Here is a 23,452-nt window from a genome sequence, read left to right as displayed (position 1 = left end):
AACTGGTGTCCGCAAACGCCGGACGGCGGTCGCGCGGAACCGTGTTCCGTACGACCGCCGTCCGGCGGCGCGCATCCGTCATCCGTTCGGTGGGCGCGTCGCGGGGGAGCGGGAGGGGGAGCGTCCCCGGGCGAGCGCGCCCCCGGCGGTTCGGGTGGCTTCCCGAAGTCCGTCCTCCGGGCTCACAGCACCGTGGCGTTTCACAGCGCCGTGGCGCTTCACAGCGCCGTGGGGCTTCACAGCACCTTGGACAGGAAGGACTTCGTCCGCTCGTGCTGCGGGTTGGTGAGCACCTCGCGCGGGTCACCGGACTCGACGACGACGCCGTTGTCCATGAAGACCAGCGAGTCGCCGACCTCGCGGGCGAATCCCATCTCGTGGGTGACCACCACCATGGTCATGCCCTCCTCGGCGAGGTCCCGCATCACGTCGAGGACGTCGCCGACCAGCTCCGGGTCGAGCGCCGACGTCGGCTCGTCGAAGAGCATCAGCTTGGGTTCCATCGCCAGCGCCCGGGCTATCGCGACCCGCTGCTGCTGGCCGCCGGAGAGCTGGGACGGGTAGTTGCCGGCCTTGTCGGCGAGGCCGACCCGGTCCAGCAGCTTCAGCGCCCGCTCCCGGGCGACCGCCTTGGTCTCGCGCTTGACCTGCACCGGCGCCTCCATGACGTTCTCCACGGCCGTCATGTGCGGGAACAGGTTGAAGCGCTGGAAGACCATGCCGATGTCCCGGCGCTGGGCGGCGACCTCGCGGTCCTTCAGCTCGTAGAGCTTGTTGCCCTGCTGGCGGTAGCCGACCAGCTCGCCGTCGACGTACAGCCGGCCGCCGTTGATCTTCTCCAGGTGGTTGATGCACCGCAGGAACGTCGACTTGCCGGAGCCGGAGGGACCGATGAGGCAGAACACCTCGCGCGGGGCGACCTCCAGGTCGATGCCCTTGAGGACCTGGACGGCGCCGAAGGACTTGTGGACGCCCTCGGCCTTCACCATCGGGGTGGCGGTCATGCGGAGCCTCCGGCCTGGCGGTTGCCGAACGAGAGCAGGTTGGCCTTGACGACCTTCTGCAGGGGGGTGGGCGGCAGGTTCCGCGTCGAACCGCGGGCGAACCGGCGTTCCAGGTAGTACTGGCCGACGCTCAGCACGCTGGTCAGGACCAGGTACCAGGCGGCGGCGACGAAGAGCATCTCGACCGTCGCGCCCGAGGTCTGGCCGACGTTGGACGTGGCCTGGAGCAGGTCGTAGTACTGCACCGCGATCACCAGCGAGGTGGTCTTGAGCATGTTGATGAACTCGTTGCCGGTCGGCGGCACGATCACCCGCATCGCCTGCGGCAGCACCACCCGGCGCAGCGTCTTGGCGTGGCTCATGCCGAGCGCGTGCGCGGCCTCGGTCTGGCCCTCGTCCACCGACTGGAGGCCGGCGCGGCAGATCTCCGCCATGTACGCGGCCTCGTTGAGGCCGAGTCCGAGCAGGGCGGCCAGGAAGGGCGTCATGAACGACGACCAGTAGTCCTTGTAGATCGGCCCGAGGTTGATGTACTCGAAGACGAGCCCGAGGTTGAACCAGAGCAGCAGCTGGACGTAGACCGGCGTGCCCCGGAAGAACCAGATGTAGAACCAGGAGATCGAGGAGGTGACGGGGTTCTTGGAGAGCCGCATCACGGCCAGGATGACGCCGAGGACGACGCCCACCACCATGGATAGGATGGTGATGGTGATGGTGTTCCGGACGCCCCTGAGGATGTCGCCGTCGAAGAAGTAGTCGGGAACGGTGCCCCAGTTGACCTTGCCCTGGGCGAACGCGTTGATCAGGAGGCCGAGGACGGCGAGGGCCAGGACGGCCGACACCCAGCGGCCGTAGTGGCGTACGGGGATGGCCTTGAGGGTCTCGGAGGCGGCGCCGGATTCCGGACGGGCGTCGTCCGGGCCCTGCGCCTTTTCGGTGTTCACGGTCACGGAGGTGGCCTTTCAGCGAGCGTGCGGTGGGTCAGGAACCGCCGTTGACCTTGGCTTCCTTGATGGCGCCCGCCGAGACGCCCCACTTGTCCATGATCTTCTGGTACTCGCCGTTCTTGATGATGGCGTCCATGGCGGCCTTGATGGCGTCGCGCAGCTGGGCGTTGTCCTTGCCGACGGCGATGCCGTACGGGGCCGCCTCCACCTGGTCGCCGACGATCTCGAAGTCGTTGCCGCCCCCCGAGGTCTTCACCGCGTAGGCGGCGACGGGGAAGTCGCTGGCACCGGCGTCCGCGCCGCCGCTGCGCAGCCGGGTCTGGGCCAGCACGTCGGTGTCGTACGCCTCGATGGAGATCTTGTTGTCGCCGCACTTCTCCGACTGGGCGTTGGTGAGGTCCTGCGAGACGGTGCCGCGCTGGACGACGACCTTCTTGCCGCACAGGTCCTGCCAGCCCTTGATCCCCTGGGTCTTGCCCTTGGGCGTGTAGAGGGAGACGCCGGCCTGGAAGTAGTCGACGAAGTCGAGACCGTCGGAGACCTTCTTCTTGGTCTTGGGGTCGACGCCGTTCTGCCGGTCCTTGGTGTCGGTCATGGCCGACATGGCGATGTCGTAGCGCTTCGAACGGAGGCCCGCGACGAGTGAGTCGAACTTGGAGTTGTTGAACGTGAAGCGGACGCCGAGCTGCTTGCCGAGCGCGTCGGCGATGTCCGGGTCGATGCCGACGGTCTTGCCGTCCTTGACGAACTCCACCGGCGGGTAGGCGATGTCCGAACCCACCCGGATCACCCGGGAGCTCTTCACGGACTGCGGCAGCTTGTCGAACAGCGGGGCCGAGGCTCCGGCGGACGACGAGTCGCCCTTGTCCTTGTTCTTGGTCTGATCGCCGCAACCGGTCAGCAGCAGGGCGCCGGCGACCGCGATCGCGCCGGCGGCGGCCAAACGACTCCTGGCGGCAGCCGGGCGGGGGGTGGTGCTTGCGGTCATTGCTGGTTCCTCCTGCGGGTGAGGGGATAGCCGACTCTTCACACGGACTGTTCAAGGGAAAAAACGGGCTGCGAGGCCGCGCCGAGGGCGTCAGCACACTTCACCGGCTGCCGCGACCTCGGGTGTTTGGGGCATCTTGCCATCTGGACTACACCGTTCGGGGGGCCAGCAATGTCAAAATCGGATAACGGGATGATCGTCTTGCTGAAGAGGGTTGTTCGGGTGGTGTGGGGTTGGTTGACCGCTTCCGTTCGTTCTGGGAGCGAGACGCACATCACGCGTCACACGTCTCACTCCATGGACTCTCAGCCTCAGTTGACACCGATTTCCGGCCGACATCGGCGCGGCGTGGCAGAGAACCTCGTAACTCACTCGTCGGCCGTAGCGCTCATCCGGTAGAAAGGGCCCTTACCCCGCACCCGGGGCTCACGGCGCGTCGTGCAGCGCGCCCGGTGTCCGCACTCCCCGCTCGCGCTCCCGCGCGCGGACCGCCCGCACGGCGGTCGCGGCACGCCCCGGCCATCCGCCGGGACGAGCGGACACCCGCCCGGCCGCCCCGCACTCCAGGGGACGGATATACCCTCGATGGACATCTCGACAAAGGGGTCAAGAAAGTGGCAGCGGAGATCGTCAATCCTCTCAGCGGGAGCGGTGCGGAGGAGGGTGCTCGGGACGAGCCCTTCGATCCGGCCTTCGCGCTGCACCGCGGTGGCAAGATGGCGGTGCGGGCGACCGTGCCCGTGCGGGACAAGGACGACCTGTCCCTCGCCTACACACCGGGCGTCGCCAAGGTGTGCACCGCGATCGCGGAACAGCCCGAACTCGTCCACGACTACACCTGGAAGTCCCAGGTCGTCGCGGTGGTCACGGACGGCAGCGCCGTCCTCGGCCTCGGGGACATCGGCCCCGAGGCGTCCCTGCCCGTGATGGAGGGCAAGGCCATCCTCTTCAAGCAGTTCGGCGGCGTGGACGCGGTGCCGATCGCGCTCGACTGCCGCGAGGTGGACGAGCTCGTCGAGACCGTCGTCCGCCTCGCGCCGTCCTTCGGCGGCGTCAACCTGGAGGACATCTCCGCTCCCCGCTGCTTCGAGGTCGAGCGGCGCCTGCAGGAGCGGCTCGACATCCCCGTCTTCCACGACGACCAGCACGGCACCGCCGTCGTCACCCTGGCCGCCCTTCGCAACGCCGCGAAGCTCACCGGCCGCACCCTCGGCGACCTGCGCGCCGTCATCTCCGGCGCCGGCGCCGCCGGCGTCGCCATCGCGCGCATCCTGGTCGAGGCGGGCATCGGCGACGTGGCCGTGTGCGACCGCAAGGGCATCGTCTCCCGCGACCGCGCCGACCTGACGGACGTCAAGCGGGAACTGGCCGGGTTCACCAACAAGGCCGGGCTCGCCGGGCCCCTGGAGTCCGCCCTCGACGGCGCGGACGTCTTCATCGGCGTCTCCGGCGGCACGGTCCCCGAGGCGGCGGTCGCGAAGATGGCCGACAACGCGCTGATCTTCGCGATGGCCAACCCCACCCCGGAGATCCACCCGGACGTCGCCCACAAGTACGCGGCCGTGGTGGCCACCGGCCGCAGCGACTACCCCAACCAGATCAACAACGTGCTCGCCTTCCCCGGCATCTTCGCCGGCGCCCTCCAGGTGCGGGCGTCCCGGATCACCGAGGGCATGAAGCTGGCGGCGGCTGACGCCTTGGCTGCTGTCGTCGCTGGTGAGCTGAGCGCGGAGTGCGTGATTCCGTCGCCGTTCGACGAGCGGGTCGCTCCGGCGGTGACGGCCGCTGTGGCCGCGGCGGCGCGGGCGGACGGGGTCGCGCGGCGGTAGCCCTGCGGGCGGCCTTGCCCCGGTCCCTCCCCCAGAGGGGGCACCCCCATTTCACCGTTTCCTGTGAGGGCGAGCCCCCGCACCCCGAACCGCGCTCCGCGCGGTTGTCCTCAAACGCCGGACGGGCTGGATAGCCCGTCCGGCGTTTGAGGACCTCGCGGCGAAGCCGCGATGCCGGGGGTCCGGGGTGCTCCCCGGGAATCGGCGAAATGGGGGTGCCCCCTCTGGGGGAGGGACCGGGGCACCCCCCGCGACGCGAGCCGCGTCACACCGCGCCCCCGTTCCCCCACACCAAGAGCCCCCGCTAGGTTCGCACCATGTTCGCCGCCTACGCCGCACGCATCGACCGGGACCAGCCGCTGAACGGGCTTCGACTGGGCGAACGCCCCGAGCCCGCCGCACGCCCCGGCTGGACGACCGTCACCGTCAAGGCCGCCTCCCTCAACCACCACGACCTGTGGACCCTGCGCGGGGTGGGGATCAAGGAGGACGCCTTCCCGATGATCCTCGGCTGCGACGCCGCCGGGATCGACGAGGACGGGAACGAGGTCGTCGTCCACTCCGTCATCGGCCAGACCGGCCACGGGGTGGGCCCGGACGAGCCGCGCTCGCTGCTCACCGAGCGCTACCAGGGCACGTTCGCCGAGCGGGTCACCGTCCCGGCCTGGAACCTGCTGCCGAAGCCGAAGGAGCTGTCCTTCGAGGAGGCCACCTGTCTGCCGACGGCCTGGCTGACCGCCTACCGGATGCTGTTCACCAACGCGAACGTCCGTCCCGGCCAGAGCGTCCTGGTGCAGGGCGCCGGGGGCGGCGTGGCCACCGCCGCGATCGTGCTGGGCGCGGCGGCGGGCCTGCGGGTCTTCGCGACCAGCCGGGACGAGGCCAAGCGGCGGCGCGCCGTCGAGCTGGGCGCGGAGGACGCGTTCGAGCCGGGCGCCCGGCTGCCGCACCGGGTGGACGCGGTCATCGAGACCGTCGGCGCCGCGACCTGGTCGCACTCGGTCAAATCCCTTAAGCCGGGCGGCACGCTCGTGATCTCCGGCGCCACGAGCGGTCCGAACCCGTCGGCCGTGGAGCTGACCCGGGTCTTCTTCCTGGAGCTGAGGATCGTCGGCTCGACCATGGGCAGCAAGGAGGAGCTGGCGGACCTGCTGGCCTTCTGCGCGGCCACCGGCGTCCGGCCGGTGATCGACTCCGTGCTGCCGCTGGACCGGGCGCGCGAGGGGCTCGAAAGGATGGCCGAGGGCGAGCTGTTCGGGAAGGTCGTCCTGACGGTATGACCGTCGGATGCGGACGAGACGTGTGCGCCGCCCGGGGCCCGTCGTGGCCTCGGCGCTCGCGCTGCTGACAGCTGTCGCACCACTCGCCACTCCTGCGCCGAGGGCCGAAGCCGCCCCGGCGGCCCCGGCGGTCCCGGCGGTCCCGGCGGTCCCGGCGGTCCCGGCCGCGCCGGGTGACGGGATCCCCCCGCTGACCGACGACGGCGGGCGGACCCTCACCCTCCGCGGCTGGAACCTCGCCGACAAGGACCACCGGGGCGACCGCGCCCTGGAGGACATCACCGAGCGCCACCTCCGGGACCTGTCGGCCCGCGGCTTCGACTTCGCCCGGCTCGCGGTGTTCTGGGACGATCTCGAACCCCGGCCCGGCCGCTACAGCGAGCGCTACCTGCGGAAGATCGAACGGATCCTGGACTGGGCGGCCCGGTACCGCGTCAGGGTCGTGATCGACGCCCACCAGGACGTCTACGGGCCCGCGTTCGGCGGCCACCGGGGCATCCCCGAGTGGGCCACCCGCACCGACGGCCTGCCCTACCGGCCGCATCCGGACGACTGGTTCGCCGAGTACTACGAACCCGGTGTGCAGGCCGCGTTCGAGCACCTCTACGAGGACGCGGACCTGCGGCGGGCCCAGCAGCGGATGTGGCGGGTGCTGGCCGGCCGGCTGGCCGGACACCCCGCCGTGTACGGCTACGACCTGATCAACGAGCCGATGGGCCGGCTGCGTCCGGGCGAGGACCTGCCCGCCGCCGCCCGCCGGGTGGAGGCCACCCAGGTCACCCCCATGTACAACCGCCTCGTGGCGGCGATCCGTTCCGTCGACCGCACGCACCGGATCTTCGTCGAGCCGACGCCCGTCGTGGGCGAGGGCGTCCCGACCTCCCTCGGCCGCGTCGAGGACCCGGCCGGCCGGATCGTCTACGCGCCGCACTTCTACGAGACCTCCATGGAGACCGGCGCCGACTACGACCCGGCGGCCCGCTGGATCGAGCGCTACGAGGCCGCCGTCGTCCGCTACCCGCGCGAGCGGCGGGTCCCCGTCGTGGTGGGCGAGTGGGGGCCGCCCGACAGCACTCTGCCGAACATGGGCCGCTACTACGCGGACGCGCTCGCCTCCCTGGACCGCTACGGCTCCGGCTGGGCGGGCTGGACCTGGTGCTACGGCGGCGGCTACTGCGCCCTGGACCGTGAGGGCCGCTTCCAGCGGCACAAGGAGGACACGGCCCGGCCGTACGCGCCGGCCGTGGCGGGCGGCGTACGGCACACGTCGTACGACCCCCGGGACGGCGTCTTCCGGCTGGAATACACCGCCTCGGCGGCGGGCGGCGGCCGGACGGACCTGACCCTGCCGCCGGCCCCGCGCGGCTGGCGCGTCACGGTCTCCGGGCCGGCCCGCCCGGACACGGCGTACGTCCGCCCCGGCGAACGCGGACGGGTGACGGTCCGCGCCCGGCCGGGGGCGGCGGTCGGGGTGGTGGCGCGGCGGCTCGGACCCTGACGGCGCTGGGTCCCTGACAGCGCTCGGACCCTGAGGGCGCCTCGGACCTGACGGTACTGGGCCCCTGACGGCGCTCGGCCTCCGACAGCGCTGGACCCCTGACGGCGTCCGGGACCTCACAGCGACTCCGACCCTGGCGCGGCGGCCGGGATCTGGATCTTCCGGGGCGGTCCCCGGACGACTCGGGTGGCCGGGGCCCGCCTCCTCGTCCGGGCGGGAGAGGGCCGGGCGGCGGCCGGACGCCTGGTGGTGGGTGACCGGCGCTGTCGTGACGGGGAGCCACCCGGGCCCGCGACCCGGGCGGGCCAGGGTCCGCCGTCCTGTCCGGCCGGCGGTGCGGAGGGCCGGCCGCCCCGCCTGGTGGCGGCCGGCGCCGCCACGCAGGGCAGCGGCCGCCCCTCCGCACGGCGTTCGCCGGCCGGGGACCGGCGGCCGAGTGCGGACGAGGTGAGGGGGGCACGCAGGGAGCCGTGGAACAGCGCGGGCCCCTGCATCACCTCCGGAGCACCCCGCCCATCCGCATCGCCGCCTCCGCCAAGTGCTCCCGGCACTCGTCGAGTTGCCCCGCGGTCACCCCGTGGTCGCGCGCCGCGTCGCGGATCTCGTCGCGGAAGCGGTCCAGCAGCCGGTCGAGGTCGCGGGCCGGGTCGGTGGAGTGGGCGTAGTCCACCGACGCCCACTCGGGCGCGTCCGCGCGCTCGACGCGGACCGTCGGGGACCCGGGCGCGGACTCGGGACGGCCGCCGGCCAGGGCGCCGAGCTCCTGGGCGAGCGCGCTGACGCCCTCCATGAGGCCGGTAGGCCAGTCGCCGCGCCGGGCGTGCTCGCGGACCTGCTCCTGGACACGCTCCTTGATGCGGAGCACCTCCTCGCGGGTGTGCTCATGGGCCTCCCGCGCCTGGTGGCGGGCCTGCTGGGCCTCCTGGCGGGCGCGCCGGCTCTCCTCCTTCGCGCGGCGTGCCTGCTCCTTCCACTCCTCCTTGGCCCGGCGCAGCTCCTCCTTCATCCCGGCGAAGGCGTCGCCGCCCTGCCCGCCGGCCCCCGGGGAGCCGTCGCGCAGTCGGCCGGCGGCCTCGCGCAGCTCGCGGCGCAGGGCGCCGGCCGCCCCGCGGACGTCCTCCTGGATGTCGGCGGCGAGGGCCGTGACGGACTCCTGGATCTCCCGCTCAAGACCGGCCAGTTCACCGGCCCGGTCGCCGAGCTCGGCGCGGCCCGCGTCGGTGATCGCGTACACCTTGCGGCCGCCCTCGGTGGTGTGGGTGACCAGGCCCTCGGCCTCCAGCTTGGCGAGGCGCGGGTAGACGGTGCCGGCGGACGGGGCGTAGAGCCCCTGGAAGCGCTCCTCCAGCAGCCGGATGATCTCGTAGCCGTGGCGCGGGGCCTCGTCCAGCAGCTTGAGCAGGTAGAGGCGGAGGCGGCCGTGGGCGAAGACGGGGGGCATCAGAGGACCTTTCCCTGAGCGGGGGCGTCGGCGGGCGCGTCGGGCGCGTCGGGGCCTTCGGCGAAGACGTCGGTGAAGGCGTCGGCGGCCGGGGGCCGGCGGAGGACGGTGACGGCCCCCGAGACACTGGTGACCCGCACCAGGCCGGTGCCCTGGCCCAGCCGGCCGGTGAGGCGCCGGCCGGCCCACTCGCCGGACTGCCGGAGCTCGCCGAACGCGTGGGAGACGGCGCCGGTGGCGGTGCCCGCCTCCACGACGGCGTCCGTCGAGCCCGGCAGGCGCAGGGCGACGTCGCCGGAGACGGTGCTGAGTTCCAGGGTGGGCGCCGGGCCGGGGACGGCCGCGGCGGGCTCGGCGAGGTCGATGACGATGCCGCCGGTGACCGTATCCGACTTCACCGTCTCGCTCCGGCAGTCGACGAGGGTGAGGTCGCCGGAGACGGAGTTGTGGCGCAGCGTCCCGGAGAGCGACTGGGCCTCCACGTCGCCGGAGACCGTCTCGGCCCTGACCGGGCCGGTCAGACCCACCAGCGTGGCGTTCCCGGTGACGCCGCGGACGTCCGTGGCGCCGGAGACGCCCGAGACGACGGCGTGCGCCCCGACGACACCCACCTTGACGCGGGTGCCGGTGGGCACGGCCAGCGTGACCGTGACCGAGCGGTGGCGGAGGCCGTGGGCGATCCGGCTGAGGATGTTCTTCCAGGCGAGATCCTCGTATCCGACGGTCAGCGCTCCATCCTTGTGGGTGACAAGGAGGGGCGCCCCCGCGTGCGCGGAGAGCTCCAGGCGGGCGGGCCCCGTGTCGGTGCCGACGACGTTGACGGCCCCGTTCGCGAGGCGCACCTCCAAGGAGGTGACCGGCTCCTCGAAGGTCAGGTTCTCGGGTGCGGTCAGCGACCACTCCGGCGGGGTGGGCATGCGGGCCTCCTTGTGCGGCGTGGGCCGGTCGCGCCGGCGTGGGCTCGGGCGCGGTCGGCGCGGCCCGTGGGGTACGCGGCGAACGGCCCACGGTGTATCGCGTCTTATCGCGTCTCTGTCAAACACGATATATCGCGGCTCCGGGAAGTCAAGCCCGCCCTGGTGGCATAGCGTTGGCGCATGTCCGCTACCGATCACATCCCGGCCGCGGGGTTGCTGCTGCTCTGCCGGGCCGCCCCCGACCGCGTACGCCCCGTCGCGCAGCTCCTGCGGCGGCCGATGCTCCTGGCCCCGGCGGGCGAGGGCTGGAGCGTCCTGGTGCCCGCGGCCGAGTCCTGGCGTGAGGCCGGCACCCATCTCGCGGCGGTCGCGGGGGACTGGGCGCACGCCCTGACGGTGGCCGACAACTGGCCCGTCGTCGGGCTGTGGTGGGACGCGGACGGCGCGGGGTTCGTGGTGGCGGCGGGCTTCCGCCGCACCGTCGGTCACACCTGGCTCCCCGACGGCACACCGCTCGGCGAGGAGGAGGCGCTGACCGCCCTCCGCACCCGGCTCGGGCTCGACCCGGTGCTCGACGGTGCGGCGCTCGACCGGCTGACGCGGCCGGACGCGGAGGCGGACGGGGCCGCCCGTGTCCTCGGCCTCGCCGCCGTCCTGGCCCGGGCGGGCCTCCAGCTCGGCCCGGGCGTCGTCCCCGGGCTGGCCGCCGGGCGGCTCTGCGAGGCGGCCGGGGCGCTGCCGGACGCGGAGCCCGTGGACTGGCCCGGGTGGCGGGCGGCTGTCTGCGGGGGGCTGGGCGCGGCTGAGCGCGGGGCGCTCGGGGCCTGGACGCGGGGGCCGCGGGCGCGGGCTCTGGGTAAGGCTGAAGTCGCCGTCGGCGTCGCGTTGTTGGCCTGGTCGCGAGGTGGTGCGCGGCGTGGGTGGGGGGCGGCGGGTGCCGTGCTTGTCGCCGATGGCGCGTTGACTTTGTTGTACGACCGGTGGCGGGCGGGGCGCGGGGGCTCCTGAGGCGGCCTTCGGCCGGGGGTGCCCCAGTCCCTCCCCCAGAGGGGGCACCCCCATTCACCGTTTCCTGCGGGGGCCGGCCCCCGCGCCCCCACAGCACGCTGAGCGCGCTGTCCTCAAACGCCGGACGGGCTGAACGCGTCCTACTCGTCGTCCTCGTCATCCAGCCGCGCCAGCCACGTCGCCAGGCGTTCCACCGGCACCTCGAAGTCCGGGTTGAGGTCGACGAAGGTGCGCAGCTGTTCGGCCACCCAGCCGAGGGTGACCTCCTCCTCGCCCCGTCGGTTCTCCAGCTCCTCGATGCCGCGGTCGGTGAAGTACAACGCTCTCTCCGTCAACAGGGGGTACGAAAGGGTCGGGATCGTCCTCAGGATAGGCGGCCCCGGCGCGGGGCGTTGGCCACGGCCTCTCGCGCCCGTCACGTCCGAGGGCTAGCCTGCTGCATCATCGCGGTGACGACAGCGGTGAGCGCGTGGTGACAGCGCGACGACGGGGGGACGCGTGATGGACGGGATCACCCAGGTGCGGCTCGACGACGGCACGGTCGTGTGGGCCAGGATCAGCGAGGCGCAGGAGCTGGGTTCGCCCGGGAGCGGCGGGTACCAGGACTCGACGGCGGCGCGCCGCGTCGCCCGGTTGGCGAACGGGCTCGCCGACACCGTGCGCGGGGTCGTCGACTCGCTGCGCATGGGGGTCGCGGCGGCCCGGCCGCACGAGGTGCAGGTGCAGTTCGGCATCGAGCTGTCCGCCCAATCCGGCCAGGTCATCAGTCTGCTCACCGACGCGGGCGGCAAGGCGTCGATCAACGTGACGCTCACCTGGAAGGAGAGCGGACCGGCCGCCGGCGGCGCCCCCGGGGCGCCCACGACCCCCAGTGCTCCTTGAACCCCCATGAAGCCACCGTGCGCCGGTCCGCCGTCCGCATCTCCGGCGCCGGCGGCGGGCAGGAACCCGACGACGACCGGTTCTGGGGCACGGGGTTCTTCATCGCCCCCGGCTGGGCCCTGACCTGCGCCCATGTGGTGGGGAACGGGGGTGGCGGCGTGCTGGACGGCACCACGGCCATCGACGTCACGGACGGCGACGACCGCGTCCACGAGGGCAGGGTGGTGTTCGTCCTGCCGCGCCCGGGCGACCCCGAGCGCCCGCCGGACCGCTGGCCGCTGCCCGACCTGGCCCTGGTCGAGGTCGCGGACGCGCACGGCGCCGAGTGCCTCTGGATGAGCGACCGTTCGGCGGTCGTCCCGGCCGAGGTGGCCGTCTACGGCTGGTCGCGGGAGACCGGCGAGCTGGGCTGGCGCTACGGCACGGGCACCGCCGCCGGCGGGGACGGCAGCGGCCGGGCGATGCTGCTGCGCGGCGAGATCCCGGTGGAGGGCTGCTCCGGCGGGCCGGTGGTGGACACCGGCCGGGGCGCGGTCATCGGGGTGAGCAAGGGGCGGGGGCGGGACCACGGGCTCGCGGTGCCGATCACCGCCCTGCGGCGGATCGCCAACGACCGCCCGGGGCGCGACCGTCTGCACTCCGTGGTCCGCGCGCACGACCGCTACCACCTGCGGCACTACCGCGCGGTCGGCACCGGCCGCAGCTGGACGGGCATACAGAAGGGCCTGCGCCCGGCGGTCGAGGGCTTCACCCCGGTGCTGCGCACCCAGCTGTTCGCCCGCCTCGCCGAGCTGACCCAGCCCCGGACGCCAGGCGAGGTGATGGCCCTGGTCGACCAGGCCAAGAGCCGGGTCGTCCAGGACGCCTACCAGCCCGGCGTCGAGCACGACCCGCGCACCTGGCGTGAGGGCGTCGGCCTCCTCTACGACCTGCGGGACGGCGCCGAGGGCCGCGCCGGGCGCACGGGCTGGCCGGGCGCCGGCTCGGGGCCCGGGCGGGACCTGGAGCTGGAGGCGGTCCTGTTGTACGCGGCGTGGGTCGCGGCGGCCGTCAGCAGGCTCGGCGACCCCGCCGACGCCGGTCCGCTGCGCGAGCTGGCCGGCTGGGTGACCGGCAAGGCGGACCAGGTGCAGGACGTCATCCGCAAGGAGGTCCAGCGGATCCTGCACGGCCGCCGCGACCCCGGCCCGGACCGGCCGGTGCCGGCCGCCGGCGTCGTCCTGGTCAAGGACCGGCCGGGCCCGGTGGAGCCCGCCGAGGAGACCGACCTCCAGGCGCGGGCCGACGTGCTCGTCGAGGTCGACGCCCTGATGTACGGCGACCGCTACCCGTGGCGCGTCAAGCTGCTCGGCCAGGACGACCGGATCACCCCCCTCCGCGACGACGCCCAGGGCGCCCGCCGGGCGGAGCTCCGCGAGGCGCTGCGCGAGCCGATAGCGGAGGCGCTGCGCCAGGGCGACGTGGGCGAGCACCTGGCGGCGCTCCAACTCGTCCTGCCGCGCGAGCTGTTCGACGAGCCGGTGGCCGACTGGCGGCTGGTGCCGCCCGGGACGGACGACGACGGCCTGGACCCGCACACCATGCCGCTCGGCCAGCGCCGCGTCGTGGTCGTCCGGGACCGCCGCCGCCGGGACCGGCGCGACTTCCCGGAGTGGCGGCGGCGGTGGAACGGCTGTACGGCCGGCCCGATGACCGCCGTACCGCTGCGCGCCGAGGTGCCCGTCCCCGGGCACGGCGCACGGCGGCCGGAGAGCAGGCACGCGGCGTACGCCCGGCTCTCGGACGTGGACCCGTCCGCCGTCCCGGTCTTCTGCGGGCCGGTCTCGCACGGCCCGGGCGCCATGGCCCTGGACGCGGCGCTCGCCGCCGGGCACGCGGTGGTGATCTGGCGGGGGTGCGCCGGGGAGCACCTCGATTGCGCCGAATTCCACGACGAGGTCTCCCGACTGGTGTGCGAGGCGGCCACGGCCGAGGGACTCCACCGCCGGCTGCGCAACCTGCGGATTCGCTGCGCCGATCCCGAACAGCCGGACGAGGAGGCGCGCTGGGCGCGGTCGATCGCCCTGCTCCTGGACCGGCCGGAGCACCCGCCGCCGCCCGGTCCGCCGCTGTCCGCGCCGGGTATGCGCCCGGAAGGCGGGTCGTGAAGGTGTCCCGGCGGAGTGACAGGGAAGTGACAGGGAAACGACGGAGCGAGACGGACGAGACGGAAAGGCTCGGCAGGCCGCGCCCGGACCGGTACCGTCGTCCGGGGAGCGGAAGCGGCGACGGCGGACGCGTGGGGGCCCGGCCGATGACAGCCGGGAGAGCCACGCCGGCAACGAGGAGCCCGATGTGAACGATTGGCGCATCTACCGGGGAGCCGGCCTGCCGCACGACGGTGTCCGGCGATTGCCGCCCCCGCCCCCCTGGCGCGACTTCGCCGCCGCCGGGCCCGACACCGGTGCCGGCACGGACCCGAGCGCGGCCCGCAGGCTGGGGGTGCGGCGCCGGCTGGTGGAGAACCACCACCCGCGGCCCGAGGAGGTCGAGGCGGTCAACGCCGCGCTCTATCTGCGCCGTCCGCTGCTGGTGACGGGCACGCCCGGAACCGGAAAGTCCACTTTGGCCCACGCGGTCGCCTACGAGCTCAAGCTGGGCCGGGTGCTGCGCTGGCCGATCGTCAGCCGCTCCACCCTGCGGGACGGCCTCTACCACTACGACGCCATCGCCCGCCTCCAGGACGTGCAGTTGGAGCGGGCCGGGGGGGACGTGGGGGCCGAGCGCCACTCCATCGGCTCCTACCTGCGGCTCGGCCCGCTCGGCACCGCCCTGCTCCCGGCGGAGCGGCCCCGCGTGCTGCTCATCGACGAGCTGGACAAGAGCGATCTCGACCTCCCCAACGACCTGCTGAACGTGCTGGAGGAGGGCGAGTTCCGGATCCACGAGCTGGAGCGGATCGCCGACCGCGAGCCCGAGGTCGAGGTGGGGACGGACGACGGCGGCCGGGCGGTGGTCCGCGACGGCCTGGTCCGCTGCACCACCTTCCCGCTCATCGTCCTCACCTCCAACGGGGAGCGCGACTTCCCCGCCGCCCTGCTGCGCCGCTGCATCCAGCTCGACCTCGAACCGCCGGGCGAGGAGCAGCTGACCGCGATGGTCCGGGCGCATCTGGGCGACGACGCGGTGACGGACGGGAGCGAGCTGATCCAGCGGTTCCTGCGGCGCGAGCCCGGTGAGGTGGTCGCCGCCGACCAGCTGCTGAACGCCCTGTTCCTCACCCAGCACGCCCCCAGCGCGGAACGCGTCACCCGAGAACGGCTCGCCGACATGCTGATGCAACCGCTGGACCGCCCGAGGTGATGAGCGATGACGGCGCCCCCCGAGCCGTGGCTGGAGGAACTGGTCGGCCGGTTGCGGGCCACCTCCCAAGACGTGACCGCCGAGGAGATAGCCGACGCGGTGTGGCTGGCCGGACGGATGACCCCGGATCCCGGGGCGCCCACCCCGTCCGGGGAGGGTGCCGAGCGGCCGGCGACCGGTGAGACGGACGGCGGCAAGACCGGTTCCGGTGCCGGGGCGACCGGTCGGCGGTCCGGACTCACGGACCGTGCCCGGGTTCCGGACGCGCCCCGGCTGCCCGCCGCGGGCGGCGGGGAGCCGCCGCCCGAGGGTTCCGTCGGTGTGCGCGTCGACGGCCGTGGGGCGCGCGGGACGGGTGGGACAGTGGCGGGCGGCCGGGGTACGGGCCCGGCCCGTACCGCCGAGAGCGTCGAGCGGACGTTCCCCGTCCGGGTGCCCGCCGCCTCCCTGCCCGGCCTGCTGGGCCTGCAGCGCGCCCTGCGCCCGCTGCGCGGCTACCGGTCGCTCGCCGCACCCCCGCAAGGGCCGCTGGACGAGGACGCCACCGCCGACCGCGCCGCCCGCACGGGTGTCGTGCACCCCGCCTACCGCCGGGGCGAACGGCAGGCGGCGGCCATGCAGTTACTGATGGACACCTCCGCCTCCATGGTCGTCTGGGAGCGGATGCTGGATGAAATCGAGCAGACCTGTTCGCAGTTGGGCGTTTTCCGGGACGTCCGGGTGCGCTATCTGCACCGGGCGTCCGACGGTACGCCCCTGATCGCCACCTCGGCGGCCGGCGGCGCCCCCGGCTCGTCCCGGCAACGCCCGCGCCCCGCCGACCAGTTCCTCGACCCTTCCGGCCGCCGGCTCACCCTGGTCATCAGTGACTGCGTGGGCCCCCTGTGGCAGGAGGGGCGCGCCCAGCGGCTGCTGCACCGCTGGTCCGCGACCGCGCCGCTCGCCGTCGTCCAGCCGCTGCCGCCCCGGCTCTGGCCGCGTACCGCGCTGCCCGCCGAGGGCGGGACGCTCACCCGCGACCCCCTGTCGGGCGGCCGGCTGGGCTTCGAACCGGACGCCTTCGGCCCGCCGCCGCCGCGGGGCGCGCTGCCGGTGCCCGTCCTGCTGCCCGTCCGCGAGGCGCTCGGCGCCTGGGCCCGGCTGCTGTCCGGCCCCGGGCGGACGAGCGTGCACGGCGCGGCCGGCTGGGTGCTCCCGGAGCACCCAGCGTCGGCGCCGCCGCCCCCGGACGAAGTCGAGAACCTCACCGCCGACGCCCGTTTGGCCGCGTTCCGCGCCACGGCCTCGCCCGGCGCCCTGCTCCTGGCGACGCATTTCGCCGCCGTCCCCCTGGCGTTGCCCGTGATGCAGATGGTGCAGCGGGCGATGCTGCCCGACACCGGCGCCATGGAGCTGGCCGAGGTGCTGCTCGGCGGGCTGCTCTGGCGGGTGCCCGCCCCGGCGGGTACGGACGCCGTCACCGGACCCTGGTACGAGTTCGCCGACGGCGTGCGCGAGCTGCTGCTCCAGTCCCTCGGCGTGGACGAGGCCACCCTGGTGCTCAAGCACTGCTCCGACTACGTGGAGCGGCACTTCGGCCGGAGCGCCCGCAACTTCTCCGCCCTCGCCGTCGCCCGGCTGCGCGGCCACCCGCTGCCCGACACCGGAACCGACGACCCCGGCTCGTCCGACTCCGCCGACGCGGTCGATTCCTTCGGCCCCTCCGGCTCCGAACCCGAGCTGTTCGCCCGGGTCCCGGCCCGCGTGGTGCGCTGGTACCGGCCGACGCCCCCGGAGACCGGGCCGGTCGGCGAGGCGGCGGGCCTGCTCCGGCTCTGGCACGACCAAGGCGACTCCGCCCTGCTGCACGAGGCGCGCGGCCTCGTCGCCCCCCTGGCGGTGGCCCCTCTCGCCGGGCTCACCGGCGACGGCCGCGGCGAGGCGGTACGGGCCCGGTTCGTGCTCGGCGGCGTCCTGCTGGCCCTGGCAGGCACCGAGGCCGTCCGCGACGACCCCGCCGGCCGCCGCGAACTGCTGGACCGCGCCGTCACCCTGCTCGCCGAGGCCCACGCGCACACGCCCCCCGGCACCGGGGAGCGCACCGCCGCCGGCACCGACGCGCACACCGCCACCGGCCTCGAACTGGCCGCCGCCCACTGGGCCCGCTGGCGGTCCGGCCTCGACCGCACGGACCTGATGGCCGCCGAGACGGTCCTGCGGGCCCTGCCCGCCCGGACCGACCGCCGGCTGCGCCTGGGCCGGGTCCTGCTGGCCCTCGCCGAGTCCGGCACCGAGTCGAGGACCCCGCGCGCCGCCGAGGCCGCCGTCGAACTCCGCGCCGCCTGCGAGCTGCTGGAGGCCGAGGACGCGCCGGACGGGCGGCGCTGCGCCGCCCTGCTGGACCTGGGCCGGGCCCTGCGGCTGGCCGGTGAGCCCGCCGCCGGCACGCTCGCCGTCCTCGACCGGGCCGCCGAAGCGGCCGCGTCCGCCGCGGACGAACTCCAGTCGCTCTACGCCCACCTCGAACGCGCCCGGGTGCACACCGACGCGGGCGACGGCCCGCGGGCCGACGAGGCGTACACCGCCGCCGTCGCCCTCACCGGCCGCGACAGCCCGCGCCGCCGCAAGCTGCTCACCGAGTGGGGCGAGTCGCTCCTCGCCCGCGCCGAGGCGGCCGGGCCGGCGGGGGACACGGGGACGGTCTCCCGCGCGGAGGCCGTCCTGCGCGAGGCGTACGCCGTGAGCCCCGGGCGCTCGCCGCGCCGCCCGCGCCTCCAACTGCTGCTCGGGCGCGCCCTGGTGCTGCGCTACGGCCGGCTCGGCTTCCTGCCCGACCTCTACGAGAGCTGCCACCTGCTGGAACAGGCCGCCCGCCGGGCCCCGGACGGCGACACCCGCGCGGAGGCGTGGCTGGAACTGGGCACCGCCCGGCTCGCCCTGCGGGAGCGCTCGCCCGGCCTGCCGCTCACCGACGCGGCCGACGCGTTCGCCGCCGCGGCCGAGCAGGCGCGCCGCAGCGCCGGGGACGAGCCCGGCTCCGTCGTCGCCGCCCGTGCCTCGCACCGCTACGGCGAGGCCCTGGAGCGGATGGGGCTGCGCCGGCAGGCGCTGGCCGCGTACCGGGCCGCGGCGGGGGAGTGGCGCGACCTCACCGCCCGGCTGGCGGACGTCCCTTGGGAGGAGGTCGCGGCCACCCGGGAAAGCGTCGCCCGCCTTTCCGGCGGGTGACCGTACGTGGTCCGAACGGGTTTCCGGATTACGGCGCCCGGGAAGAACCGAGCAGCCGCGAGGGGGCCGTCGACCGGACGTCCGGCGGGAGCCGCGGCCATGAACCATGGCAGGGAGGAGCAGAGGGTGCCCAAGCACAGGAACGCCGCCGCGTCGGACCCCGCGGGCGGAGCGGGGGCGGCGCCGCTGCCCGACCTCCGCGGCGTCGGCCTGCGCGGCCTGCGCGGCCTGCGGGATCCCGGCCTGGCCGCCGCCGTCGACAGCACGCTCCGGTGGCCGGCCGAGCTGGACGAGACCTGGTACTCCAGCGGCCACCAGGGGGGCCGCTTACGGGAGCCGGTGGAGGAGGCGGCCGGGGCGGGCGCGTGACGAGCGGAGAACAGTCCGGGGAGCCGGCGGCGGAGTCGCCGTCCGGACGGCGGCCGCACCCCGCGGGGAGTTCGGGGCGCGGGGCGGACGCGCGGGCGCCGGTGTCCGTCCGGCCGCGCCAGGACCCGGCGCCCGCGCGTCAGGACCCGGCGCGGGCCGGTGACTCCCCCCAACCCCTCGCCCCCACCCCCCTGCCCCTCGCCGTCCGCCTCGTGGCGCCGGACGCGCTGGAGCGGCTCGCGCGCACCCAGGCCACGGCCGATGACCTCGCCCTCCTCCTGCACGCCCTGCACAGCAGACGCCTCGTCCTCCTCAAGTCCCTGCTGACACGCCTGGAACGGGATCCGCGTGCCGTGCCCGCCCCCGCGCGGGAGCGGTTCGAGGCGCACTGGAGCCTGATGGAGCGCGCGGAGGCACGGCACGCGCCGGCGGTTCGCGACACCCTCGACTACCCCTCCGTCGGCAACTGGCTGGCCCGCGCCCTCGCCGCGCCCCAAGGCGCCCCCCTCGCCGCCGAGCTGGAGCACTTCGGGTCCGTCGCCGCCGCCGCGGCGCTCCGCTCCGGGGCCGCCTTCACGGCCGAACTCACCGCCCCCGGAGGGACGCTGGCCCTCCCCGGCATCGGCCTGCTGGAAGCCGGCGCGCCCGTCGTCCGGCTCACCGCCCGGGCCCGCACCGCCCGCCTCACCGTGCCCGGCGCGGAGCACCGCCCCGGGCCGGTACTGCTGCGCGGCACCCGCCGGATCACCGGCGCCGGGACGGGCTGGCACGGCCTGCGCAGGCTCCCCGGCGGCGCCGCCGTCCTGGACGACCTCGACCCCTACCGCGCCCCCGCCGCCGGTGTGGGCCGGTCCGCCCTGCCGCCCTCCGGCCGCACCGCGGGCGCCGGCCGGCCCTGGACCCGCCGCTGGCGCGCCGCCCTGGGCCTGCTGCGCGCCACCGACCCGCAGCGGGCCGCCGAGACCACCGCGCTGCTGCGCTGCCTGGTGCCCGTCGCCGGCCCGGCGGACGGCGGGGAGACCGAGGTCAGCGCCACCGTCCGGGCGGCCCCCGGCGCCATACTGGCCACCCTGCCGCGCACCGCCGCCGACCTGGCCGAGGTGCTCGTCCACGAGACCCAGCACACGAAACTGGCCGTCCTGCACGACCTCGTCCCGCTGCACGACGCCGGCCCCGCGGCCGTGCACCGGGTCGCCTGGCGGCCCGACCCCCGGCCGCTCGCCGGCGTGTTCCAGGGCACCTACGCGCACCTGGCCCTCGCCGAGTTCTGGGACCGGGCGGCCCGACGGACCGCCGCCCCCGACGCGGTGCGCGAGGAGGCGCGGGCCCGGCGCGATTCGTACCGCCGACAGGTCGCGGAAGCGGTACCCATCCTGCTTGAATCCAGTGAACTGACTCCCGCGGGCCGGGAGTTCGCGACGGGCATGGAACGGCTCCTCCTGAGTCTGGGACGAACCGGGCGCATGGCGTCCGGCATCGCCCGTGCGTCATCATGTGATGACGTACAGTGATGATGCCGCCGCACCGGACCCCCGGGCGGCCGCCCGGACCACGCGGTGCGAAGGAACGAGGGACGCGCATGAACACGCAGCGGTATCAGGTCGGCACCGGTGCGCAGGACCGGGTCGGCGAGCACTTCACCATCGTCTTCGCCGGCTTCTACCGGCCTTGGGCGACCTGGATCCAGCACCGGCTGGAGAGCCACGGCCACCGGACGACGCTCCACCGCTGGGACCCGCCCCGCGAGGTCCCCCTGGAGGCCGCGCTGAGCGACCTGCTGCTGGCCAGCGGCCGGATCCTGCTGGTGCTCAGCGACTGGTTCTTCGAGCTCGGCCCACGCCGCGAGGACGAGTGGAACGAGGCCCTGCGCGGCATCGTCGCGGACAACGTCGACCGGTTCGCCGCCGTCAACCTCACCAACCGGGCACTCCTGCCCGCCACCGCCGTCCTGGGGCCGGCCGACCTCTGGGGCGTCGGCGCGCCGGAGGCCGAGCGCCGGCTCCTCGCCCGCCTCCAGCTCCCCGAGGGGCCGCCCCGGCGCCCGCTGCCCCCCGGCCCCGGCACCCGCTACCCCAACGACCCCCCGGCCGTCTGGGGCGACGTCCCCCGCCGCAACCGCCGCTTCACCGGCCGCGACGACCTGCTCAACCAGGTCCAGGAACAGCTGATGGACGCCGACCGCGGCACCGCCGTCTGCGCCCTGGTCGGCATGTCCGGCATCGGCAAGACGCAGATGGCCGCCGAGTACGCGCACCGGTTCAGCTCCGACTACGACGTCGTCTGGTGGGTCAACTCCGACACCCGCGGCACCCAGCGCGAGCGGTTCGGCGAACTCGCCCCCGAGCTCCAGCTCGACGTCGGCTCCGAGCCCGGCGAGCGCATCCGCGCGCTGCGCGAGGCGCTGCGCCGCGGCGAGCCCTACAAGAACTGGCTGATCATCTTCGACGGCTGGGACGACACCGACCTCGTCGACGAGATCCTGCCCTGGGGCCAGGGGCACGTCCTGATCACCTCGCGCAACCGCCTCTGGGACCGGTACGGCGTCACCGTCGACGTACCGGGCTTCCAGCGGCACGAGAGCACCGGCTACCTGATGCGGCGCGCCCCCCGGCTCTCCGCCGAGCAGGCGGACGCCGTCGCCTCCGAGCTCGGCGACGTGCCCATCGCCCTGGTCCAGGCCGCCGCCTGGCTGGGCGAGTCGGACATGGAGGTCGCCGACTACCTGCGGATGGTCCGGGACGGCGACGGGGTCGGCCTGGCCGACCACGGCGAGTACGAGGGCATCCCCACCTCGATGATCACCTCCTGGTCGATACTGATCAACCGGCTCCGCGAGACCCAGCCCCACGCCGTCGAACTCCTCACCCTCTGCACGTCGTTCGGGGCCGGGCGGATCCCGATCGGCCTCATCCGCGTCATGCCGCCCGCCCAGCTGCCCGACAGCCTCGGCTGGCTCGTCTCCGACCTGCCCAGCTGGACGCGGGCGCTGGACACCCTGGTCAACTACTCGGTGTTCACCCGCGAGTCCCGCGACCTGCGCACCACCCAGGCACACGATCCCGGCCCCGAGCAGGAGTCGGTGCACATGCACCGGCTGGTCCACGACATCGTCGCCCGCCTCACCTCGCCCGAGGAACGGCAGCTGCACCGCCGCATCGTCCGCCGTATGATCGCCGCCGCCGACCCGGGCAACCCCCAGGACAGCCGGCTCTGGCCGCGCTACGCCGAGCTCCTCCCGCACCTGGAGCCCTCCGGCGCGCTGGGCAGCCACGACTACCGGGTCCAGGAGACCGTCCTCAACCTGCTGCGCTACTGCATGCACAGCGGCGAGTTCCGCACCGGTGTCGAGCTGGCGGAGCAGATCCGCACCCAGTGGTCCGAGATGTTCCCGCCCGAGCACCCCCGGATGGTCGAACTCACCACCCAGCAGGGCAACATCCTGCGTGCCCACGGCCTCTTCCGGGCCGCCTACGAGCTCGACCGCGAGTGCCTGGAACGGCTGCGCGCCCTCCCGGACACCGACGCCGGCAGCCTGATGACGGCCACCAGCTGCCTCGCCGCCGACCAGCGCTTCCTCGGCCAGTACACCGAAGCCCTCCAGATGCAGCGCGAAGTCCTCAACACGGCCCTCGAACTGCTCGGCCCCGAGGACTACACGACCCTCCTCGCCCAGCACAACCTCGGCGTCGGCCTCCGCCTGCTCGGCCGCTACTCCGAGGCGTACGACATCGACCTGGAGACCCTGCGCGCCCGCGAGAACCAGCTCCGCGCCCGCCACGCCGCCACCCTGGTCTCCGGCATCGCCTGCGCCCGCGACCTGCGCCTGATGGGCCGCTACGGCGACGCCCTGGCCCGCCAGGAGCTCGGCATGCGGCTGCACATCCAGGTCCTCGGCGCCAACCACCCGCAGACCCTGCGCGCCCGCCACAACCTGCTGCTCTGCCAGCGCCGCGCCGGCTCCCCGCAGGACCTCACCGGCGCCATGGCCAGCCTCCTCGAACAGATGGAACAGGTCCACGGCCGCCGGCACTACGCCACGATGGGGCTCGTCGTGGACTTCGGCAACTACGCCCGCGAGCACGGCGACATCCGCCAGGCCCGCGAGCTCATCGAGGAGGGCGAGAGCGGCTTCCGCACCCTGCTCGGCCCCGCCCACCCCATCAGCACCGGGATGCTCTCCAACACCGGCCTCGTCCTCCAGGCCGCCGGCGAACGGGCCGAGGCCCTCACCATGTTCGAGTCCGCCTACGCGGGCCTGGCCGCGTCCCTCGGCCCCGACCACCCCTGGGTCCTCGGCTGCGCCCTCAACGCCGCCGCCGGCCGCAACTTCACCGGCCGCCTGGAGAGCGCCGCCGACCTCAGCCGCGACACCCTCCGCCGCGCCCGCACCGCCCTCGGCCAGGACCACCCCTTCACCCTCTCCTGCGAAGTCGCCCTGGCGGCGGACCTGCGGGCGCTGAGGGAGCACGAGGAGGCGGAAAAGGTGGAGGAGGACGCCCTCCAGCGCCTCGCCCGCACCCTGGGCGCCCAGCACCCGCACGCCCTCTCGGCCCGCCAACGCTCCCGGCCGTACTGGGACTTCGAGCCGTACCTGGGCTAGCGACCCGAGGCCCGCGCCGCGAACGCGTCCTGGGCCGACTCACAAGTCCGTGCGAGAGGACGTGCCTCTCGGACGTGAGTCGGTTCAAGGAGCGGCGTATTGGATACCGAACGCCGGGCGGAGGACGGCGGGGCGAGGCC

Annotated in this window: 17 protein-coding genes; 11 read left to right on the top strand and 6 right to left on the bottom strand. The window is 74.6% G+C overall.

Annotated features, from left to right (window positions below; genetic code table 11):
• Positions 1–236: 236 nt before the first annotated feature.
• The 3 genes from K7I03_RS10495 to K7I03_RS10485 are packed head-to-tail and all read right to left on the bottom strand — an operon-like array spanning position 237 to position 2,939.
• Positions 237–1,004, bottom strand: a complete 768-nt coding sequence (locus K7I03_RS10495) for an amino acid ABC transporter ATP-binding protein (RefSeq protein WP_274390172.1) — start codon at positions 1,002–1,004, stop codon at positions 237–239.
• Positions 1,001–1,954, bottom strand: a complete 954-nt coding sequence (locus tag K7I03_RS10490) for an amino acid ABC transporter permease (protein WP_185940231.1) — start codon at positions 1,952–1,954, stop codon at positions 1,001–1,003. Before K7I03_RS10490 ends, K7I03_RS10495 begins: the two co-directional genes overlap by 4 nt.
• A gap of 31 nt (positions 1,955–1,985) precedes the next feature.
• Complete coding sequence (locus tag K7I03_RS10485) at positions 1,986–2,939, bottom strand: ABC transporter substrate-binding protein (protein WP_185940230.1); 954 nt, start codon at positions 2,937–2,939, stop codon at positions 1,986–1,988.
• Between the two features lie 614 nt (positions 2,940–3,553).
• Here K7I03_RS10485 and K7I03_RS10480 point away from each other — a divergent pair.
• The 3 genes from K7I03_RS10480 to K7I03_RS10470 all read left to right on the top strand — a co-directional run bounded on the left by K7I03_RS10480 (position 3,554) and on the right by K7I03_RS10470 (position 7,546).
• Positions 3,554–4,768 carry an NAD(P)-dependent malic enzyme gene (locus K7I03_RS10480; RefSeq protein ID WP_185940229.1) on the top strand — a complete coding sequence of 405 codons (1,215 nt, stop codon included), beginning with the start codon at positions 3,554–3,556 and terminating at the stop codon, positions 4,766–4,768.
• A 317-nt stretch (positions 4,769–5,085) separates the two neighbouring features.
• Entirely contained in the window at positions 5,086–6,048 is a 963-nt protein-coding gene (locus K7I03_RS10475) for a zinc-binding dehydrogenase (protein ID WP_185940228.1), read from the top strand.
• Between the two features lie 7 nt (positions 6,049–6,055).
• Positions 6,056–7,546: a cellulase family glycosylhydrolase gene (locus tag K7I03_RS10470; RefSeq protein ID WP_221902404.1), complete on the top strand. Its 1,491-nt coding sequence runs from the start codon at positions 6,056–6,058 to the stop codon at positions 7,544–7,546.
• A gap of 493 nt (positions 7,547–8,039) precedes the next feature.
• Here K7I03_RS10470 and K7I03_RS10465 read toward each other — a convergent pair whose 3' ends face one another.
• Together K7I03_RS10465 and K7I03_RS10460 are read right to left on the bottom strand one after the other, a co-directional pair.
• Positions 8,040–8,987: a PadR family transcriptional regulator gene (locus tag K7I03_RS10465; RefSeq protein ID WP_185940227.1), complete on the bottom strand. Its 948-nt coding sequence runs from the start codon at positions 8,985–8,987 to the stop codon at positions 8,040–8,042.
• Complete coding sequence (locus K7I03_RS10460; protein WP_185940226.1) at positions 8,987–9,904, bottom strand: DUF4097 family beta strand repeat-containing protein; 918 nt, start codon at positions 9,902–9,904, stop codon at positions 8,987–8,989. The genes K7I03_RS10465 and K7I03_RS10460 overlap by 1 nt, the downstream gene beginning before the upstream one ends.
• A gap of 180 nt (positions 9,905–10,084) precedes the next feature.
• Here K7I03_RS10460 and K7I03_RS10455 point away from each other — a divergent pair, with 180 nt between their 5' ends.
• Positions 10,085–10,912 (top strand): hypothetical protein, encoded by an 828-nt coding sequence (locus K7I03_RS10455; protein WP_185940225.1) that lies wholly within the window; start codon positions 10,085–10,087, stop codon positions 10,910–10,912.
• A 140-nt stretch (positions 10,913–11,052) separates the two neighbouring features.
• Here K7I03_RS10455 and K7I03_RS10450 read toward each other — a convergent pair whose 3' ends face one another.
• The gene (locus tag K7I03_RS10450) at positions 11,053–11,232 is read right to left on the bottom strand and encodes a DUF6104 family protein (protein WP_004937694.1); all 180 of its coding nucleotides are present in this window, start codon (positions 11,230–11,232) and stop codon (positions 11,053–11,055) included.
• 181 nt (positions 11,233–11,413) lie between these two features.
• Between K7I03_RS10450 and K7I03_RS10445 the strand changes: the two genes are divergently transcribed.
• The 7 genes from K7I03_RS10445 to fxsT all read left to right on the top strand — a co-directional run bounded on the left by K7I03_RS10445 (position 11,414) and on the right by fxsT (position 23,312).
• Positions 11,414–11,794, top strand: a complete 381-nt coding sequence (locus K7I03_RS10445; protein ID WP_185940224.1) for a CU044_2847 family protein — start codon at positions 11,414–11,416, stop codon at positions 11,792–11,794.
• A 17-nt stretch (positions 11,795–11,811) separates the two neighbouring features.
• Complete coding sequence (locus K7I03_RS10440; protein ID WP_185940223.1) at positions 11,812–13,941, top strand: VMAP-C domain-containing protein; 2,130 nt, start codon at positions 11,812–11,814, stop codon at positions 13,939–13,941.
• Between the two features lie 187 nt (positions 13,942–14,128).
• Positions 14,129–15,136: an AAA family ATPase gene (locus K7I03_RS10435; protein ID WP_185940222.1), complete on the top strand. Its 1,008-nt coding sequence runs from the start codon at positions 14,129–14,131 to the stop codon at positions 15,134–15,136.
• A gap of 6 nt (positions 15,137–15,142) precedes the next feature.
• Positions 15,143–18,343, top strand: a complete 3,201-nt coding sequence (locus K7I03_RS10430) for an SAV_2336 N-terminal domain-related protein (RefSeq protein WP_185940221.1) — start codon at positions 15,143–15,145, stop codon at positions 18,341–18,343.
• A gap of 126 nt (positions 18,344–18,469) precedes the next feature.
• Complete coding sequence (locus K7I03_RS10425) at positions 18,470–18,712, top strand: hypothetical protein (protein WP_185940220.1); 243 nt, start codon at positions 18,470–18,472, stop codon at positions 18,710–18,712.
• Positions 18,709–20,223 carry an aKG-HExxH-type peptide beta-hydroxylase gene (locus K7I03_RS10420; protein WP_185940219.1) on the top strand — a complete coding sequence of 505 codons (1,515 nt, stop codon included), beginning with the start codon at positions 18,709–18,711 and terminating at the stop codon, positions 20,221–20,223. Before K7I03_RS10425 ends, K7I03_RS10420 begins: the two co-directional genes overlap by 4 nt.
• Before the next feature lie 68 nt (positions 20,224–20,291).
• A complete protein-coding gene (fxsT, locus tag K7I03_RS10415) occupies positions 20,292–23,312 on the top strand; it encodes an FxSxx-COOH system tetratricopeptide repeat protein (protein ID WP_185940218.1) in 3,021 nt (1,006 codons plus the stop codon).
• The last annotated feature ends 140 nt before the right edge of the window (positions 23,313–23,452 follow it).

Source organism: Streptomyces mobaraensis, assembly GCF_020099395.1.
Lineage (GTDB): Bacteria > Actinomycetota > Actinomycetes > Streptomycetales > Streptomycetaceae > Streptomyces.
This window is presented reverse-complemented; position numbering and strand designations above follow the sequence as displayed.